The sequence below is a fragment of the Acidihalobacter yilgarnensis genome, from assembly GCF_001753245.1.
Lineage (GTDB): Bacteria > Pseudomonadota > Gammaproteobacteria > DSM-5130 > Acidihalobacteraceae > Acidihalobacter > Acidihalobacter yilgarnensis.
In genome coordinates this window covers 3433295-3452277 of sequence record NZ_CP017415.1, presented here as the reverse complement: position 1 = coordinate 3452277, position 18983 = coordinate 3433295, and the positions used below count along the sequence as shown (strand labels likewise).

General features: G+C 58.7%; 18 protein-coding genes. 9 read left to right on the top strand and 9 right to left on the bottom strand.

Annotated elements, in window-relative coordinates:
• Positions 1 to 37 precede the first annotated feature (37 nt).
• Both BI364_RS16590 and BI364_RS18150 read left to right on the top strand, forming a co-directional pair.
• Positions 38 to 1723: an AIPR family protein gene (locus BI364_RS16590; protein ID WP_070079680.1), complete on the top strand. Its 1686-nt coding sequence runs from the start codon at positions 38 to 40 to the stop codon at positions 1721 to 1723.
• Between the two features lie 37 nt (positions 1724 to 1760).
• Complete coding sequence (locus BI364_RS18150) at positions 1761 to 2000, top strand: hypothetical protein (protein ID WP_156782817.1); 240 nt, start codon at positions 1761 to 1763, stop codon at positions 1998 to 2000.
• Positions 2001 to 2101: 101 nt separating this feature from the next.
• Here BI364_RS18150 and BI364_RS18145 read toward each other — a convergent pair whose 3' ends face one another.
• Complete coding sequence (locus BI364_RS18145) at positions 2102 to 2260, bottom strand: hypothetical protein (RefSeq protein ID WP_156782816.1); 159 nt, start codon at positions 2258 to 2260, stop codon at positions 2102 to 2104.
• Between the two features lie 641 nt (positions 2261 to 2901).
• Between BI364_RS18145 and leuA the strand changes: the two genes are divergently transcribed.
• From leuA to BI364_RS16565, 5 genes are all read left to right on the top strand, one after another.
• A complete protein-coding gene (leuA, locus tag BI364_RS16585; protein ID WP_070079679.1) occupies positions 2902 to 4608 on the top strand; it encodes a 2-isopropylmalate synthase in 1707 nt (568 codons plus the stop codon).
• Between the two features lie 61 nt (positions 4609 to 4669).
• Positions 4670 to 5284, top strand: a complete 615-nt coding sequence (locus BI364_RS16580; RefSeq protein ID WP_070079678.1) for an FMN-binding negative transcriptional regulator — start codon at positions 4670 to 4672, stop codon at positions 5282 to 5284.
• Between the two features lie 48 nt (positions 5285 to 5332).
• Positions 5333 to 5797 (top strand): GNAT family N-acetyltransferase, encoded by a 465-nt coding sequence (locus tag BI364_RS16575; protein ID WP_070079677.1) that lies wholly within the window; start codon positions 5333 to 5335, stop codon positions 5795 to 5797.
• A 215-nt stretch (positions 5798 to 6012) separates the two neighbouring features.
• Positions 6013 to 6468, top strand: coding sequence for a helix-turn-helix domain-containing protein (locus BI364_RS16570; RefSeq protein ID WP_070079676.1), 456 nt, complete (start codon positions 6013 to 6015; stop codon positions 6466 to 6468).
• 4 nt (positions 6469 to 6472) lie between these two features.
• On the top strand, positions 6473 to 7036 hold the full coding sequence (locus tag BI364_RS16565) for a PIN domain-containing protein (protein ID WP_070079675.1): 564 nt from the start codon (positions 6473 to 6475) through the stop codon (positions 7034 to 7036).
• A gap of 795 nt (positions 7037 to 7831) precedes the next feature.
• On the opposite strand, the gene BI364_RS16560 is transcribed toward BI364_RS16565, so the two are convergent.
• The 3 genes from BI364_RS16560 to BI364_RS16550 form a co-directional block, all read right to left on the bottom strand.
• Positions 7832 to 8731, bottom strand: coding sequence for an alpha/beta fold hydrolase (locus BI364_RS16560; protein ID WP_070079674.1), 900 nt, complete (start codon positions 8729 to 8731; stop codon positions 7832 to 7834).
• A gap of 145 nt (positions 8732 to 8876) precedes the next feature.
• Positions 8877 to 9524, bottom strand: coding sequence for a DUF2239 family protein (locus BI364_RS16555; protein WP_070080173.1), 648 nt, complete (start codon positions 9522 to 9524; stop codon positions 8877 to 8879).
• A 441-nt stretch (positions 9525 to 9965) separates the two neighbouring features.
• Entirely contained in the window at positions 9966 to 10979 is a 1014-nt protein-coding gene (locus BI364_RS16550; RefSeq protein ID WP_197496079.1) for a class 1 fructose-bisphosphatase, read from the bottom strand.
• A gap of 164 nt (positions 10980 to 11143) precedes the next feature.
• Here BI364_RS16550 and BI364_RS16545 point away from each other — a divergent pair, with 164 nt between their 5' ends.
• Together BI364_RS16545 and BI364_RS16540 are read left to right on the top strand one after the other, a co-directional pair.
• Positions 11144 to 12403 (top strand): 6-phosphofructokinase, encoded by a 1260-nt coding sequence (locus BI364_RS16545; protein ID WP_070079672.1) that lies wholly within the window; start codon positions 11144 to 11146, stop codon positions 12401 to 12403.
• A gap of 31 nt (positions 12404 to 12434) precedes the next feature.
• Complete coding sequence (locus tag BI364_RS16540) at positions 12435 to 13301, top strand: NAD(P)-dependent oxidoreductase (protein WP_070079671.1); 867 nt, start codon at positions 12435 to 12437, stop codon at positions 13299 to 13301.
• Between the two features lie 42 nt (positions 13302 to 13343).
• On the opposite strand, the gene BI364_RS16535 is transcribed toward BI364_RS16540, so the two are convergent.
• The 5 genes from BI364_RS16535 to BI364_RS16515 form a co-directional block, all read right to left on the bottom strand.
• Positions 13344 to 13805, bottom strand: coding sequence for a GNAT family N-acetyltransferase (locus BI364_RS16535; protein WP_070079670.1), 462 nt, complete (start codon positions 13803 to 13805; stop codon positions 13344 to 13346).
• Positions 13806 to 13807: 2 nt separating this feature from the next.
• Complete coding sequence (locus BI364_RS16530) at positions 13808 to 14449, bottom strand: DJ-1/PfpI family protein (protein WP_070079669.1); 642 nt, start codon at positions 14447 to 14449, stop codon at positions 13808 to 13810.
• Between the two features lie 37 nt (positions 14450 to 14486).
• Entirely contained in the window at positions 14487 to 16379 is a 1893-nt protein-coding gene (locus BI364_RS16525; RefSeq protein WP_197495764.1) for a DUF4034 domain-containing protein, read from the bottom strand.
• 681 nt (positions 16380 to 17060) lie between these two features.
• Complete coding sequence (gene hemH / locus BI364_RS16520) at positions 17061 to 18170, bottom strand: ferrochelatase (RefSeq protein ID WP_070079667.1); 1110 nt, start codon at positions 18168 to 18170, stop codon at positions 17061 to 17063.
• A gap of 85 nt (positions 18171 to 18255) precedes the next feature.
• Positions 18256 to 18834, bottom strand: coding sequence for an HNH endonuclease (locus BI364_RS16515; protein ID WP_070080172.1), 579 nt, complete (start codon positions 18832 to 18834; stop codon positions 18256 to 18258).
• Positions 18835 to 18983 lie beyond the last annotated feature (149 nt).

Sequence of the window (18983 nt, the reverse complement as noted above, 5' to 3'; positions counted from 1 at the left end):
ACTATGACCTAATTACTAACACGACTGGCGAGGACATATGAAAGCGAACGCTCTCAACCATAACGCTTTCTCCACGAATGAACTAAAACCCTACGAAAAGCGGGCACCGGATTTCTCTGGCCGATTCATCAGATGGTTCTTGGAGAACATATATCGGCTAGAAGCAATAGATGCCGACGATGCTTGCGTGGATGCTAAGCATGACAAGGGCGTTGACGCAATTTATGTTGATGATGTCGCTGAAACTGTTTATATCGTTCAGTCAAAAACCAAGACCAAGGACAACGCTGAATTCGGTGACACCGATCTGAAAGAGTTTTACGGCACTTTGCAACAGTTTGATAGTAAACAAAAAATAGAAGATCTCTATTCCGAAACTACAAACGAAAAACTGAAGCAGACAATCACACGAACAAGCCTTGCGACAAAGGTTGATAGTGGTTACGAAGTGCTCGGCATATTTATCAGCAACGCAAGTGCAAACGACGATGCGAAAGCGATTCTTGGGAAATTGCAGAAGATTGAACTTTTTGACGCAGAAGCGATAGCCAATAATTACGTTGATTTAGATGTCGATGGTGGTATTAAAGGGAAATTCTACTTTGATATTTCTGATTCTGATGTAATTGAATACGATGCCGGTGGTGCAGCTGCTCGATTGTTCCTGGCGCCAGCGCTCAATTTGCTCAAGATGAGCGGGATTTCAGATGGCAGTCTTTTTGAGCAGAACGTTAGATTGGCTTTGGGGAACACCAAAGTAAACAAAGGACTGCGAAAGAGCATTAAAAACAAAGAAGAGCACAAGAACTTTCCGCTATATCATAATGGAATCAACGTGCTGTGCAGGGAAATCGTTTCTGAAACGGAACAGCGGATAGACATCGAGGACTACGTCGTGGTCAATGGTGCGCAGAGCTTAACTTCTCTGATGGCTGAAAAGCCGAAGATTACGGATGACCTCAAAATTTTAGTGAAGCTGATAGAGACAAAAGGGGACGCAGCCCTTTCGCAGCGAATTACCACCAATAGCAACAATCAAAATGCGATCAAAGCGCGTGATTTAAAATCTAATCACAACATCCAGCAACGGCTTAAGGCTGAGGTGAGCACTGTAAGCAAAGACACTATTGCTTATGAAATTAAGCAGGGTGAGACTCATGGCGGTAAAGAAGTGATAAACAATGAGTCGGCTGGCTTGATTCTTCTTGCGATGGACCTTGCCCAGCCGTGGAGCTGCCACCAGAAATATAAAATAATGGATGACCTTCACTCAGATATCTTTGGCCGGCCTGATGTTACCGGTGCTAAAGTTGTTGGGTACTGGCGAGCTTTCCAAGCGGTGGAGAAGGCTCTTGATGCGATCGATGACAAGCAGTTTGCCTACTACAATCTTACGAAATACTTTTTGGTATATGGGGTTGTGAGTCTGATTCGAACCGAATCTGAAGGTGTCATAATGTTGAATAATATGAAGGGTATTTTGTCTGCTGATAAGATAACGGACTTCACAAATATTATTGATCAACTTGCACGCTCTCTCGCGCTCGATCTGAATGCGGAAATTGTCGACGACAAAGAATTTGACTACAAAAATGAACTAAAAAGCCCAACTTGGTGCAGGAAGATTTCAGCGAAATTGGTGGCGCAGTATAAAAAGGATGTATTGCGGAAAAAGGCTGATGCGATCGCCGATCTTTGTTCTAGTTTGTCTGTTGCAAAGTAATAAATACGTAATTACCAGGAACAACAGGGCGGTTGCCGTGAATGACGTGTTGCCACCCAACAACACGTTGCAGGTAACGTTTTCCTCGCTGATCACTTTTGCTGCCACAAAAGCGATCATCGAGTTAAACGGACCTGAACGCGGGCGTAGAACGGCTGCTGTCGGGGCTGGAACAGACGGGGTGTCACCGATACCTGACTGGCCGCAGTGGGTCGAGTCCTGCCCTAGAGAAAATCGAAAGATGGCAATCGAAGCCCTGAATTCAGCAAATACGTGATGCTGCGCCGTATGATTGGGTAACCCAAAAAACTTTTTATTTTCATTATGTTTTTCGCGTCACGTTACGGCTCGTGTATTCGATAAGTATCGATACTGAATTTATGATTTATCGCCTGCTTGAATCGACTGCGCCAGTGCCTGAAGCGTTTCACGTCTGGCCGGGGAGGTTTTCGGGTGTTGGATGATGTTGTTTTCGTCGTGACCGGAACCCAGCAGCGGTAAGGTAATGCAGGCAGCTTCGATGGTGCGGGCCGACATGGTGGATATTGTTTCGCGTAAGGCGGCCTGAGCGTAAGTGGTGGCTTACGGCGAGGCGTTCAGTATCGCAATCGGCTTGTCGATAAAGGCTTGTACCCATCATCCAATCCAACTCTTTTTGATGGCACCAGTGTTGCCATGTGCATATTTTGTGTTGGCGAAGAGCGAAACATCGAACGCTAGAATGGGCCTCATGCCTGTGAGTGTAGGCGCCAGGTCGTTCGGGTCGGAATCCTCGGCAAGGGATGTGTCGAGGTGTTGAAATGAGGCGCGATGGTTGCCTTCGGCGTCGTTCGGCGTTATAACTTTGCACCATGTCTATCCGTATCCGCCAGTTCGACGCGCTACGACTGCGCTAGCCGGCCTCCCGAGGGGAGCGTCGGCCCGCTATCTTTTCGCCCGTCGATCACCGGATACGCCCCATGAAGTCGAAGTCCCATCATTCCCGCCTTGTTCTTGCCGCCACGATCTCGTGCGGCGCCTCTTGCCGTATGCACGGCTTGCGTGCCTGCGCGTCCGCTTCCCTACGCACCCTAGCCCTACTGCGACTGAGATAGGGTCGGCGGCCTGGTGCGTTTGCACATGGCCATCGGCCCCAACTGAGCGTCACCCCCAGACCACTCTCAGTCGAGGTATCCGCAATGAATTTTGACCCCAAGGCCAAGTACCGACCCTTCGAACCCATCGAATTGCCCGATCGGCAATGGCCGTCGCGTGTCTGCCGCGAGGCACCTGTCTGGTGTAGCGTCGACTTGCGCGATGGTAATCAGGCTCTTGTCAAGCCGATGAATCACGACCGTAAGGCGCGGATGTTCGCGCTGCTGGTGCAGCGCGGCTTCAAGGAGATCGAGGTGGGTTTTCCCGCTGCCTCGCAGACCGATTTCGACTTTGTACGCTGGCTGATCGAGACCGACCGGATTCCCGAGGATGTCACCATTCAGGTGTTGACTCAGGCGCGCGATGCATTGATCGAGCGTAGCTTCGAGGCGCTGCGCGGTGCCCGTCGGGCCATCATGCACCTCTACAACTCGACTTCGCCGGTGCAGCGCCGGGTGGTCTTCGGCCTCGACCGCGCGGGCGTGATCGATATCGCCGTGCGCGGTGCCGAGCGAGTGTTGGCCTGCGCCCGAACGCAGCCTGAAACCGAGTGGGTGTTCCAATACTCGCCGGAGAGTTTCACCGCAACCGAGCCGGATTTCGCGGTGGAGATCTGCGATGCGGTGAATGCTGTGTGGCGTCCCACCCCCGCGCGCAAGACCATCATGAATCTGCCCGCAACCGTGGAGGTGTCTACGCCCAACGGCTTCGCCGACCAAGTGGAGTGGTTCAGCCGCCACGTGCGCGACCGCGACGCCATCGTGCTCAGCGTGCACCCGCACAACGACCGCGGCTGCGGCGTGGCTGCCGCCGAGCTGGCCATGCTCGCCGGCGCGGATCGTGTCGAGGGCACCCTGTTCGGCAACGGCGAGCGCACCGGCAACGTCGACATCGTTACCTTGGCACTCAACCTCTACACCCAGGGCGTCGACCCGCGCCTCGACCTGGGCGACATCAACGAGATCGTGCGCGTGGCCGAATACTGCAACCAGCTCCCGGTACACCCGCGTCATCCCTATGCCGGCGAGCTGGTGTTCACCGCCTTCTCCGGCTCGCACCAGGACGCCATCCGCAAGGGCTTCGCGGCGCAGCGTGCGGACGCGCCCTGGGAGGTGCCCTATCTGCCCATCGACCCGGCCGACCTCGGGCGCAGCTACGAGGCGGTGATCCGCGTCAACAGCCAGTCCGGTAAGGGTGGCATCGCCTACCTGTTGGAACAGGACTACGGCATCAGCCTGCCGCGCCGGCTGCAGATCGAATTTGCCCGCGTGGTGCAGCGCGAGGCGGATGCGACCGGCGCGGAGCTGGGCTCGGCCGATCTGTGGCGATTGTTCCAGGCTGAATACCTCGCGTCTGAGGGCGCGGTTAAGTTGCTTTCGTACCGCGAGCAGCGCGACGCGCAGGGTGCGGTGAAGCTGTCCGCGACGCTGTCGGTGAATGGCCGCGAGTGCTTGCTCGGCGCATCGGGCAACGGCTCCATCGACGCCTATGTGCGGGTGCTGGAACAGGCGATTGGCATATCGATCCGCCTGGTCGATTACCGAGAACATGCCGCTGGACCGGGCGCCGACGCCCGTGCGGTGGCTTATGTGGAGATCGCTGCGGCAGACGGTGCAGGCTCGATGTTCGGCGTCGGTCTGCACGACGACGTGCTCAGTGCCTCGTTGGGGGCGGTGACGGCCGCAGTCAACCGCGCGCAGGCTGTGGTGGACACCTCGCCGGATGCGGCGGCGCGCGCCCTGTCGGGCTGAGCATGGATTGGAATCAGGAAGGCACCGGGATCGGCCCGGCGCCGTGGGATGGGAGCAGGCAATGTACATACCTCCGGCATTTGAGGAAGGTGACGCGGCGCGTATTGAGGCGCTACTGCGCGCCTATCCGCTGGCGCTGCTGATTGGGGGCGGCGACGGCGGCCCGCTGCTGACCCATGTGCCTCTGCTGCACGAGCCCGATGGCGGGCCGCAGGGTCGGCTGATCGGCCACCTCGCGCGGGCCAATCAGCAGGCGGATGCCTTGGCCGACGGCGATGCGGTGGTGGCCGTGTTCCAGGGACCGGATGCGTACATCTCTCCGTCCTGGTATGTCACGCCCGGCGTGCCCACCTGGAACTACGCGGCGGTGCATGTGCACGGTCGCGTGCGGCGCGTGGCCGATCGCGAGGTCCTGAGCGCGTTGGTTGGGCGGTTAACGGCACGCTTTGAGGCAGATGTCGGGGCGGATTGGGTCTGGGGTGGCCCCGACAGCCCGCATGGCCGGCTGCTCGATCACATCGTCGGATTCGAGATCCATATTGAGCGAATCGAGGCCAAGTTCAAGCTCGGCCAGAACCGCTCGCGCGAGGACCGAGAGGGTGCGATGGCGAAGCTCGCCGCCTCCACGCGCGCGGCGGATGTGGTCACGGCGCAGTTGATGGCAACAGACTTGTAGATAACGATACGAGGGCGCAGAGAAGTGACGACGGAAACGGATGATTCTATGCAGCGTGCGGCTGATTCAATATCGGCAACGCAAGCCGAGGCGACAGGCGTGCGCGAAGTCGAGTGCCTGAACACGGCGCAGATCGATCAGCTCATGGCGCTTTATCAAGGCGAATTTTGGTGCGCCGAGCGCCGGCGCGAAGACGTCGAACGCATGCTCGCACATACCGACCTTGTGATTGCGCTGGTCGACGAGTCGGACGACACCTTGATCGCCTTTGCCCGTGTGATCACCGATTTTGTCTACAAGGCCATGCTCAACGACGTCATCGTGCGCACCGACCGCCGGGGCAGCGGCCTCGGCGAAGTGCTGCTGGATCGCGCTGTCAATCACCCGCGCCTGCGCGAGGTGGATTACATCGACTTGTTCTGCCGGCCCGAGATGATTCCGTTTTATCGCCGGTGGGGGTTTAGTGAGGATATGGGGGCGTTGTTGATGATGCGGAGGGGGAAGGGAGAGTGATGATGTGGGTGTGGTATGTGTGTTGCTCAGACGAGTGGGTTAGTCGCGCTATTTCCCCCGGGAAACTGGATACTTCGAGCCGATGATTTCACCAAAAATCTTGTTTCACCGTAAAACCCGCATAACGAAAAAATCATTGCATGTTTCGTTTGTTTCGATTAGTTTCACCGAAAAGAGCAAGAATATAAAACGCAGTTGCTGGGAGAGGAATAGCCATGACCGTTGCACAGAAGCTTGAATCCGCGCTTCCTGATCGCGAGCAGGCCGATCTTGCGCGTGAAAGCGCCGCTGAGCTGAGTAAGCTTCTGGCCAATCGGCCAGAGATTGCGCGTGCGCGCATACAATTTGACGACACAGACCTAGTCTTACCGCGCCAGGCGATAACCCTTTTGCGAGATTTGCTTGCCGAGATGGCCCAGGGTAATGCTGTCGCTGTTATACCAACCCACCAAGAGCTGACCACACAACAAGCTGCGGACCTACTGAATGTGTCACGACCGCATCTGATAAAACTGCTTGAGGAAGGAAAGCTCCCATTCACGAAAGCAGGTAGTCATCGACGCATCCGCTTCGAAGAACTGCTCAAGTATAAAGAGGAGCGAGATCTGCGCAGCCAGAACGCTATGGATGAGTTGGCGAAGCAGGCTCAGGAATTAAACATGGGGTACTGACACTATGCGGTTTATCGTCGTCTATGACGCTTGTGTCTTGTACCCCGCACCTTTACGGGACTTGCTCATTAGGCTGGCTGTAACTGGTCTATTCGCCGCAAAGTGGACAGATCAGATCCATGATGAATGGATTCGAAACCTTGTCGCCCGGCGCCCAGAACTAAAAAAGCAGATGTTTAGAATACGTGAGTTGATGGATGATGCTGTAGAGGATTGCTTGGTTACTGGATACGAAAGCCTTGTAGACGGTCTGGACCTTCCAGATCCCGACGATCGCCATGTTCTTGCTGCGGCCATACGTGCGGGAGCGCAGCTGATCGTAACCTGCAACCTAAGGGACTTCCCGGCCGACAAGCTCGAGCCTTATGGGATTGAGGCAGTGCACCCGGATCAGTTTATCGTCGAACAGATGGATCTACATGAAGGCGCTGTCATAGAAGCAGTGAAGCAGCAGCGAGCGTCTTTGAAGAACCCGCCTAAGTCAGTAGATGACCATCTGGACACCCTCTCCGCTCAAGGATTAGTTGTGACCGCAGATAGGCTCAAGGAATATCGAAGCTTGATCTGACGAGAGATACGAGTGAAAGTGGTCTTGCTTTGTAGCACTGGTTCGATGCGACACGAATGCCAAGAATCATGCATGCGTGATCTGCTTTCCATCGGTATAACCCATTACCTCAGCCACCATTCACTGAATGGCAGTGCAGGGTTCGGGCGCGAATCAGCTTCCTTGACTTTGATCTGATTCAGCAACGCGCCCGAGTCGGTCTGTTCGACGCATCCCTGCGCCTCACCCCTGCGGGGATTGCGCCAAAAATCGCTCCCGGCGATTTTTTCTTTATTCGCGTAAAGAAATAGGTGAAAGAAACGCGGCCCGAAACGCCTTGTCCCTGCGGGCGGACTTCGCCCGCATAGGTCGCCGAGGGGCACAGCAGGCATTCGCCGTCCGGGCGAAACCTGCTCGGGGCGGCGTCCTGCCACCCGACCCCACGTCGGCGCGGACGGGCGAGGCAAGGCGTAAACGGGAACCCTAGTCAAAAGTGTTTCCGCTGCGCGTTTGTGACGCGCTTCGCTTGTGTTTTTTTCTATTCCTTTATCGACCCGCCTAGCGGGGATGCGGTTGGATGGCTGCGGCCCTGGTCAGAAGCGAGTGAAATGTGGACAGGTCTCGCTTCGTTGCATTGAGTCAGCACACATTATCAGGGTCACGAAAAATCCGATGTATTACGCGCGCTATAGCCGTCATCAATAGCGAGTGGTGACGGATGTAATAAAGCTACACCTGACCCCGATATGTGTTCTCTCAGGCCGTGCCGGTGTTCTGGCGGATGGGCTCGGGTATTCCAGGCATCCAACGGAGCCTTCAAGCGTGCAGTGCTCGCCGTGCGGTCCGGTCAATCGCATCCACGAAGGTTCGATATAGTGGGGCCGGCAATTCATGCCCCATGCCGTCGATTAGCAGGAATTCGGCATTCGGTATCGATGATGCCGTGTCCTCGCCACAGGCAGGTAAGAGGAGTGGGTCCTCTGCTCCATGGACAACGAGCGTCGGTGCCTTGATCGTCGCCAGCCGAGCGCGGCGGTCGCCCGTCACGGCGATTGCGGCAAGCTGTCGTCCGACACCATCGGGATCATAGGCGCGCCGAACTTCTTGCAGAATGAGGGTGCGATGAGACTCTTCGTCGAATGGATGACCGCTGCCGGCGATACGGCGCGCAAAGGCGAGGCTGTGGGCCAAAAATCCGGCTTCATCCGAAAATGGGTCGATAGCGGGGCGTGTCATCATGGCCATGATGTCCGGCGACGTTTGCGGGAGCGCCGGATTGCCTGTGCAGGACATGATGGAAGTCAGCGAGAGAACCCGCTTGGCGTGATCGCTCGCCAGGATTTGCGCGATCATGCCGCCCATTGACCGTCCGACGACATGCGCCCGCTTGATGGACAAAGCATTGAGCAGGCCGATAGCGTCATGGGCCATGTCGTGGAGGGTGTATGGCACGTCTGGTCGCTGCCCAGCCATGAGCATGGCTGCCAGGGAATCGAAGTTCGGTGCGGCATGTCGGACGAAATGCGTCGAGTATCCGGTGTCGCGGTTGTCGAACCGAATCACGCGATATCCTCGTGCCACCAATGTCTGGCAGAAGGTATCCGTCCATCGGATCATCTGCGTTCCGAATCCCGATATTAGAAGGATTACATCGTCGCTTGCATCGCCCTGGCTGTCATAGGCGAGCTCGATACCATTGGCTTTCAGGGTTTTCATCGATGTATTCCGTTGGATCGAGCCGGGGGAGGCCGCGTGATCATGGGAGGCCGCGTGATCATGGGAGGGGGGTAGTGAGTCTTCGGTCGCGATCATGCGATGGCCAGGGCGGCTTGCTTGACGTCATGGATTGCAAACTAGCCATTTATTTCCGAATGGGATAATCCAGCGTTCCGAACGCCAGGCGCATGACGTAAGCGCGAATGTCTTCGGGCCATGCTGCAATGTAATTTTCCAGTTTTGTGCGATCGTCAGCGAAGAGGGCGCGCGTGGCTTCTTCGTAGCCGGGTAAATCGCCGGCTATCCCGAGCATGAATTGATAGGCGGTCTCTTGAGCGGCACGCCGTGACTGCAGCGGGCCGCCATCCCGTCTGGCTTCGTCCACCAGTCGCCTGAGAGCGGCGGAAGCACCGCCGGACTGCACAGCCAGCCATTCCCAGTGTCTTGGCAACAGCGTCACCTCGCGCGAAACAACGCCCAGTTTGGGGCGTCCCCGTCCTCTCGGTTCCGATGTCTGTTCCTTGATGGGCGGAAGGGGCTCGCTTGAACGAGGTCGATAGCGCCCGACGGATGTCTGAGGTGGTTGTGACAATCTTCCGATGATCTCGGCCTTGGTACCGCGCAGGTCCAGATCAACCACGCGACCGGTCGCATCATCGAAGACGAGGATCGTGTTTGAGGGATCGTGTTCGGTGGCCGTTTTGACGGCAAGGGCAACTTCAATCAGTGGCCCGGATAATAGTAGGCGGTGGTTTTCAAAGGCCGTGGAGGGTTTTGAGAGGGAATCGGACATGCGATCGATACCATGAGTTTGATAGGCCAATTAAAACCCGGGTGAAATTATATGTCAATATTACCCGTGTAATATAAGTGTCAGTACGTGGCTTGTTGACGAGAAGATTCTGAAGGGGATCGGGAAGGAGTCAGAGAGCGGGTAGCGTGAAATGCAGGGTAATCCACCTGAAAAAACGAGGTCGATGGGGATGGCGCCTTGGCTGCCCGATGGTCAGGGGAATGACTCCGCCACGCTTCTTGCCTCGTACGGTCGATCTATCCGCCGAGGTGGTGCGCATTCTGTATTTCGAGATGGGTTCTAGTCGAATCGGTGCTGAATGGCGCTGCGGCAGGCAAGGCTCAGCGGATGGCGGTTATCGTATTCGGAACGAAAAAACGCCGGGCACAAGGCCCGGCGTCCGATACATCCCTGAGCTTGCCCTTGTTGGGCAGCCGGGTTTTAGCCTTCGCTGTGATAGCCGATTACGCGCTCAACCTCGTTCTTGGAGCCGAGGATGACGGGCACGCGCTGGTGCAGGTCGTTGGGCTTGAGGTCGAGGATGCGCTCGCGGCCGGTGGAGCTCACGCCGCCGGCCTGCTCGACGATGAAGCTCATCGGGTTGGCTTCGTACATCAGGCGCAGCTTGCCGCCCTGGCCGTTGGACTTGAGCTTTTTGTCGATGGGGTACATGAAGATACCGCCGCGGGTGAGGATGCGGTGTACCTCGGCGACCATCGAGGCGACCCAGCGCATGTTGAAGTCGCGCCCACGCGGGCCTTCCTTCCCCTGCACGCATTCGTCGATGTAGCGGCGCACGGGCGCTTCCCAGTGGCGGTAGTTCGACATGTTGATGGCGAACTCGCCGGTGTCGGCTGGGATAGTCATGTCGCGGTGGGTGAGGATGAACTCGCCGATGTCCTTGTCCAGGGTGAAGCCATGCACGCCCTGGCCGGTGGTCAGCACCATCATGGTGGACGGCCCATAGAGGGCGTAGCCGGCGCAGACCTGGGTGGTGCCGGGCTGCAGGAAGTCGGCGGCGGTCGGGCGGTCTACGCCTTCAGGTGCGCGCAGGATCGAGAAGATGGTGCCCACGGAGACGTTGACGTCCATGTTCGAGGAGCCGTCCAGCGGGTCGAACACCAGCAGGTATTTGCCGCGCGGGTAGCCATCGGGGATCGGGTAGATGTCATCCATCTCTTCCGAGCCCATGGCCGCCAGGTGCCCGGCCCATTCATTGGACTTGAGCATCACCTCATTGGAGATGATGTCCATTTTCTTCTGTGTTTCGCCCTGTATGTTCTCTGATTCGGCGCTGCCCAGCACGCCGATCAGCGCGCCCTTGTCGACGCCGTTGGAAATGACCTTGCAGGCGGTCACAATGTCATTGAGCAAGCCGGTGAAGTCGCCGGTGGCGGCCTCGGACTTGCGCTGTTCCTGCATGATGAACTGGGTGATGGTGGTAAGGTTTTGCAACATGAAGGTTTCCCCGTCGGATGGAAAACTGGCCCCGTAGCCGCTGGGGCAAACGGCCGGATGATAACAGAAATGGCCGCGTAACCCCCGTACTGGGTAGACGTCAGCCGCCGCGCGTCGTTTAATGCGGCCGGATTGTCCTTCGACATCGACAAGGAAAGCCGATGACCGCGAATCTGTTGTATGCGCAATCGGGCGGAATGACTTCGGTCATCAACGCCTCCGCCTGTGGGGTGATCGAGGCGGCGCGCGCGCGGCCAGAGCACATCGGCAAGGTGTTCGCCGCCCGCGATGGCATCGTCGGCGCGCTGACCGAACAGCTCTACGACCTCGATGCGGAGAGCGATGCGGCTATTGCCGGTCTGCGCCACCTGCCCGGCGGGGTCTTCGGCTCGTGCCGCTACGATCTACAGGACATCGCTACGCACCGGCACCAGTACGAGCGCCTGATCGAGGTTTTCGCGGCCCACGACATCGGCTACTTCCTCTACAACGGCGGTGGCGGCTCGATGCTGACCGCCGAGCGCTTGTTGCAGGTGAGCGCGGAGCTGGGTTATCCGCTCAAGGTCGTCGGCGTGCCCAAGACCATCGACAACGATTTGGCCGATACGGACACCAGCCCCGGCTTCGGTTCGGCGGCAAAATACGTCGCCGTCTCCGCGCGCGAGGCTGCGTGCGACGTGGCCTCGATGGCGGGCACCTCAACCAAGGTCTTTATCCTGGAAGTGATGGGGCGGCATGCCGGCTGGTTGGCCGCTGCCGGCGGCTTGGCCGAGCGCACGCCCGGTGAGCTGCCACTGGTATTGCTGTTAGCCGAGCGAGCCTTTGACGAGGGCACGTTTTTGGAGGCCGTGCGCACGCGTGTGAACGCGCAGGGTTATTGCGTGATCGTTGCCAGCGAGGGCCTGAAGGATAGCGCCGGGCGCTTCCTGTCGATCAATACGGACAACAAGGTGTACGACTGGATTCAGCTCGGTGGCGTGGCGGCCGGTCTGGCTGCGCGCATCAAGCAGCATCTCGGTTATCGGACCCACTGGGCGGTGGCCGATTATCTCCAGCGTTCGGCGCGGCACCTCGCTTCGCGTACCGATCTGGAGCAGGCCTATGCCTGCGGCGTCGAGGCCGTGCGGCTGCTCGCGGAGGGCGGGCATGGCACCATGGTCACGCTGCGTCGGCTTGCCGACGAGCCCTATCGCTGGGAGATGGCATCGGTGCCGCTCGCGGCGGTGGCCGACCTGGAATACCTGGTGCCGGACGACTTCATCACGCCGGACGGTTTTGGCATTACCGACGCGGCGCGCCGCTATCTGCGCCCCTTGATCGAGGGCGAGGATCACCCGCCGTTTCGCGATGGCATTCCGCACTACGAACCATTGCGTCTCACCCTGGCCGCCACACGCCTACCCGCCTTCGAGTTGGATTGACGGCCCGGCGGAGACCTTCAAGGAGCGTTCCATGCACATCGCATTGTTGGGTACCGGTCTGATGGGCGCGCCGCTCGCGCAGCGGCTTGCCGAACGTGGTCACGCGCTGAGCGTGTGGAACCGCACGCCCGAGCGCGCCATGGCGTTGCAAGGTGATGGCATCGAAGTTTGTGCCGAGGCATCCGCGGCGGTGGCCGGTGCGGATGTTGCGGTGCTGACGCTCAGCGACGCAGCGGCCATCGATGCCGTGTTGGCCGGGTCCGGCGTGCTGTCCGCGCTGAACGGGCGTGTGCTGGTGCAGATGGGGACCATCTCGCCGGCGCAAAGCCGTGTGCTTGCGGCGCGACTGGCGGAGGTGGGTATCGATTATCTGGAAGCGCCGCTGCTGGGGAGTCGGCCGGAGGCGGCCAAGGGCACGTTGCTGGTGATGGCCGGCGGTTCGCCGGAAACCTTCGCGCGCTGTCTGCCCTGGTTGCGCGACTGTGGACCCGAGCCGATTCTGGTGGGCCCAGTGGGCCAGGCGTCCGCCCTCAAGCTCGCGTTGAATCAGCTCATTGCGGGGCTGACCTCAGGCTTTGCCTTGAGCCTGGGCTTGGTGCGCCGCGAGGGTGTGCCGGTCGAGACCTTCATGGCTATCCTGCGCGAGAGCGCGCTATACGCCTCGACCTTCGACAAGAAGCTCGACCGCATGTGCTCGGGCGATTACAGCGGGCCGAATTTTCCGCTCAAACACTTGCTCAAGGACGTCGTGCTATGCCGTGAAGTGGCCGAGGCCGACGGCCTGAATGCAGGCGTGCTGGATGCGATCGCCAAACTGCTCGGAGACGGTATGGCCGCCGGCCATGCAGAGGACGATTATTCGGCGCTGACGGCGATGATCGACCCGCAAGAGGTCTAGCCGGAGGTTCCGCTCGCGGTCGTTGCCCAAGGGCGCATTCAGTCAACCTCTGGCAATGGCGCGGTGGTAGACGTAAAACTGCTCGTCCCGTTTCCAGCCCTGCGAGGCATAAAGCGCTTGGGCCGTTGCATTGTCGATGGCTGTGGATAGGGTCAGGCGCAGCGCACCAAGCGATTCAGCATAGCGCGTTGCAGCCGTCAATAAGCCCGATGCGAGGCCGCGTCTGCGATACTCGGTCGACACGAACAAATCATTCAGCACGAAGGTCCGCGCCAGCGAAACGGAAGAAAATCCGGGGTAAAGCTGCGCGAAGCCTGCAGGCGCACCGTCAACCGTCGCTATGAATAATACCGATTCTCCGTGATCGAATCGCGCCAATAGAAAATCGTGCGCGGCGGCGAGATCGCTTGGGCAGCCGTAAAATTGCCGGTAATCGTCGAACAACGATGCAAGTGCGTTGAGGTCCGAAACATGGGCTTGCCGGATGATGGCGCGGGTGTCCAAGATTATGACCTCCGGGCGTTTGATTCAGGGTAGGGATATTCCATATGCCGTGCGGTTGCGCGCGCGATGGTTTCGCCAAAATAACGGCGGACGACGGTGAGCGCCATGTCGATACCCGCAGATATACCTGCCGATGTGATGATTTTGCCTGTATCGACGACATGGGAATTCCGGTCGACGCGGACTTCTGGATAGCATTTCTGCATCAAGTCGAGCGACTTCCAGTGGGTGGTCGCTTCCAGGCCGTTGAGCAAACCCGTATTGCCCAGGATCAATGCGCCGGTGCAGACCGAGGCGAGCGTATCGACTTTGTGCCATTGGCGTTTGACGAAGGCGAGCAAGGTTTCGTTATTGAGTTCTATGCGCGTGCCCATACCACCCGTCAGCACGAGGATGTCGAGTGGAGGGCAATGCTCGAAATCGGTATGCGGCATGACCCGCATGCCGCCAGCGGTCGTGACGGGAAGCATCGATTCCGCAACCAACAGCACCTCGAATGGTGAGGCTTCAACGCTTCGTTGTTGTTCGTCGATCCGGGTCACCGAAAATACCTCGAAGGGCCCGCTGAAATCGAGCACTTCGACATCGTCGAAAATGAGAATGCCAGCGCGCCTTTGCTTCAGATTGGGTGTGTTTATTGCCATGGCCCGCCCAGGTGGTCGGTGAGAAAATTATTTGTGCCTATGAGCCATCGGATTGCGGGTGCGTTCGCAGCTTTTTGATCAGTTCTTGCTGTTTCGAATAGGCGTCAGGGAGGCTGCCGAAGCGCAGCGATTGGGTGCAATCCTTGAGTGCCTGTTGCAGTTGACCAAGATGCATCTCAGCGTAACAACGATTGTTGTACGCACTGGCCATATCCATTTTGTCTTCATGAGCTTCATCATACAAATAATCGTAGGTATTCAGCGCCTGAAGCATTTTGGTCAGATGATTTTCGTGACCGTAGATAACGGAAATCTCGATTGCGGCATATGAGCGGTAGCGGCTCTCGGATTCGGCTAATTGACGATAATCGTGCAGCGCCAGTGGAATCCGATGCGTGGCCTCATAGGCCTTGGCACGCCAAAATAACGCTTCATCGCTGCCGCTATCCTCGGCTTGCGCCGTGCACGCATGGATGGCGTCGTCGTAGTGTTTGAGCTTGAACAGCCCGGCGCAGGTGAGATTGTCGTATCCGGCGATACTGCGTCCGCCGATTACCTGCGCAGCAGCCATGTTGTAGATCACGGATTCTCGGTAGCGATGCATTTGGCTGTAGGCGTGGGATAAAGCGTCGTACAGCATCGCGCGCATCGCATCCTTCTGGACGACACTGTCGAAATGCGTATTGGGCAGATCGGCAAGCGCCCGCATGTACAGTTTTTCCGCGCTTGCGTACTGGCGCTGCCGATACCAGACCAGGCCGGACAGACGGTCCATCATGAAATTGTTGTGGCTGGCATCGGGCGCCGTCAGCTGATTGTCGCTGCCCATGATGTGGGCGGCCAGCTGGAGGAGGGCGCCCGCGTAACGCTCACCACCGCGCGTCAGCACCATGTCATTCAGAATGCCTCCGATCTCGATGGTGAACGGGGCATTGTGCGCAGGCTTGTACATTTCCAAGACGCCATAGACATTTTTTTCCAGTGCGTCGGTGACCAGGCTGTGCATGCCTTGATCGATACACTGGGCATGCTGATCGGCGTGTGCGTTCTGGCAAACGAGTGCGGTCGCGCTGAGCAGGTCTGCATAGAGCCGCAGATACAGCATTTTCAGCGGTGAATCCGGGGCGGCTTCGCCGGCGTAGGTGTCGACGAAGGCATACATCGCTTGCGGCGACCCGCCCCATTTGGGTTCGAGCGTGGTCAACCGCTGAAGATAAAGCGGGTAGTAGGTCGGAAATTTATGGATTGCGGCCTGGAATGCATTTTCCATTTCAACCGTGTTGCCGGCGCCACTGAGAATTTTCAGCAGCAGGAAGGCGGCATATGGATTGTTGCCATCCAGTCGCATGGCCTGCGCAACATCGTCGGCGGAGCGGTTCAGGCCTTCGTTGAAGGCGCGTAGGTGCGCCGGCTGTACCGCGTTCACGAATCGCGTGCCGCGAATCTGCCACGCGGTATCGTAGCGATATAACGCACGTACGAGATATGCAATGGCCGAGTTTGGCTCGCGTTTGATCCATTCGTCCAAACGGGCTTCAAAACCGTTCATACCTGGACGTGCGGCATAAAACATTACCGCAGCAAAGGGGTTGAAATGCCAGCCTTTCACTTGGCTGTCGGCTAGGCTGGCGCGGAGCGTCTTGTCGGCTAAGGCGTAATCCCCTCGTGCAATGGCCGCTCGTACTGACAGGCCGGTTGCATATGTGGATGGGGCGCGAGGCGGCTTGCCGGCTATCCGATGGGCCGCCTCATCGAGTTGGGGCAACAGTGAGGAGGATGTGTTGCCGGCTGGCACGTCGTGTCCAGTCTGTATCCATTGTGTCCGCCACAGTACGGAGCCGCCGACGATGAGGACGACGATCAGCAAGCCGAGTAATGAAAGGGTACGGGTCGTCAGTATTTTTCTTTTGGACTCCGCGGTAGATTTCACACAGCACTCCTGGGTAGCGGTGAGGTTGGGATATCTGGACCTTCGGTGCCTTAGCGTAGCCGACCCAAGCCCCTTCGGAATGACGAGTCTGTGAATCGTAAGTCTGGTTATGAGGCAGTCTATGGTCGGTGTGGCAGCGCGCCGTTTGTAGAGGTGGGGTTGTCGGCGCTGCAATTTATGCCGTCTATGGCTTTCTTTTTAATCGAGTTTGCGACAAGAGTTATTGGGTTTGACGCCGGATTTTTTCTATCTGCCGCACGCCGATATTAAATCAGATGCGGAGTGAAATCAAAGAGGTTCCGAAGCGCTGTCATGTATAGCGGGCTTGTCTGAAAATGCTATGTACCACCATAAATTAATGTCGTAGAGATGATGGGTGCATGGCGCAAGGTGATTGAATCGTCATGGACGTGTCGCAGGATGTGAAATCGGGTGATGTACGGGGTGGCAAGCGCGGATTGTTAGATTTTGGCGGTATCGCCGTAGCGAATTTTTACGTGGGTGGATGAAACGATCGGGGGGCTGATATCGGAGTCGATTAGGCTGCCGCAGTGTCATGCGCGGCTTATCTGGGGGCGGGCAGGGAATGCTTGGCCAGTCATCCACGATATGTTTCATGGCTCGCGACGCTTGGGCCTTCCAGCCAGTCATACCGGTTTGTTGCGGTCAGCGAGCCGCTTGCTACGCCTGGGCGCCGTTTTCCAACGCGCGACGACGGGTCGCCTCGGCCTCGGCGGCCTCGGTCTGACCGCTCCAGCCGGGGTCGGTTTCAGGCCAGCCGGCGGCGTGTCGCAGTGCGAGCGCGGTGAGTGCGTCGAGATGTTCGGCCTGGTCGTTGAGGGCGGGAATATAGGCGTAGTGGTGGCCACCGGTGGCGATGAAGAGCTCGCGGTTCTGCATCGCGATTTCTTCCAGGGTTTCGAGGCAGTCGGCCGAGAAGCCGGGGCAGAACACGTCGACGCTGCGCCGCCCTTCCGAGGGCCAAGTGCGCAGCAGGCCGTCGACATAAGGCTTGAGCCATTCCTCGCGGCCGAAGCGCGACTGGAAGCCGAGGGTCCAGCCGGACTCGTCGAGCGCCAGCGCTTCGGCGAGCAGCCGTGCAGTCTTGTGGCAGTGGCAGTGATAGGGATCGCCGGCGAGCAGGTAACGCCGGGGTACGCCGTGGAAGGAGAACAGTAGATGATCGCCGCGTCCGTGTTCGGCCCAGTGGGCGCGGATGCGCGCGGCCATGGCGGCGATGTAGGCGAGGTCGTCGTGATAGTGGTTCACGAAGCGTAGTTCGGGCACCCAGCGCCAGCGTCGTAGCGTCTCGGCAACGGCATCGAAGGTCGAGCCCGTGGTCGAGCCGGAATACTGGGGGTACAGCGGTAACACCAACAGGCGCTCGGCGCCGGCCTCGCGCAGCTCGCGCAGGCCGGCCTCGATGGAGGGCGTGCCGTAGCGCATGGCCAGTGCGAGCGATACCGGTCCGGGGCAAGCCGCCTCCAGGCGCTGGCGCAGCCCGGTGGCCTGCGCGCGGCTGTGGACCAGCAGCGGCGAGCCTTCGGTGGTCCACACCTTGGTGTAGGCATGCGCCGAGCGGCGCGGGCGGAGGTTGAGGATCACGCCGTTGAGGATCAGCCACCAGGGCAGACGCGGGAATTCGACCACGCGCGGATCCCAGAGAAATTCGCGCAGGTAGCGACGCAGGGCCGCCGGCGTGGGCGCGTCGGGGGTGCCGAGGTTGGTGAGCAGCACGCCGAGACGTGCCGGACGACCGTGTTCGTAGTGGTTCTCGCTTTCGTAATGCATGGCGATGTTCCGCGGGGACAATCCCGCCATTGTGGTGGATTGTCACGGGTTTCCCAAGCCTAGCTTGCCGGGGGTGGGCCGCGATTCAGCTCATGCGCTGGTGCAGCGGACTGCTACGTGGGAAGTGTGCGCGCAGGAAGGCCATCTGATCGGACAGCACGCGCTTGCCTTGGAGATAGACGTATTCGGCGTGGGTTGGCGTGAAGGGGACGGCGATGAGCTGCATGCCGGCCTCTTCGGGGGTGCGTGCGGCCTTGTGGTGGTTGCAGCGCTTGCAGGCGGCGACGACATTGTTCCAGCGATCCTGACCGCCCTGGCTCAGGGGACGGACGTGGTCGCGGGAGAGGTCGCGCGAGGAGAAGTGGGTGCCGCAGTAGAGACAGAGGTAGCCATCGCGCCGGAACAGGGCGTTGTTGTTGAGCGGCGGGGTGTACTGCATGGCCATGCGCCGTTTTGCGCCGAGGGTGGCGACAATGGCGTGAACGGCAACTTGGCTGCGTCGCCCGGTGTGGCTGTTGGTGCCGCCATGGAGGGTGTAGAGCAGGCTGCCGCAGCTATAGACCACCTGACCGGCGTAGTACAGGCGTACCGCGTCCTGGTAATCGATCCACTCGAGCGGCATGCCCGCCGCGTCGGTGCGAAGAACCCTTTGGTCGAGATCCATGCCCACCACGGTCTCCTTGAACTCCATGTAGGCGCTGTGCGCATTAAGACACGGTCACACACGACATGCAAACCCTAGGCCTCGTTTCTATCGTTGCCGGTTATCGGCTACCATGAAACCCTTTCCACGGGGCGCGGGCCCCACCAGCA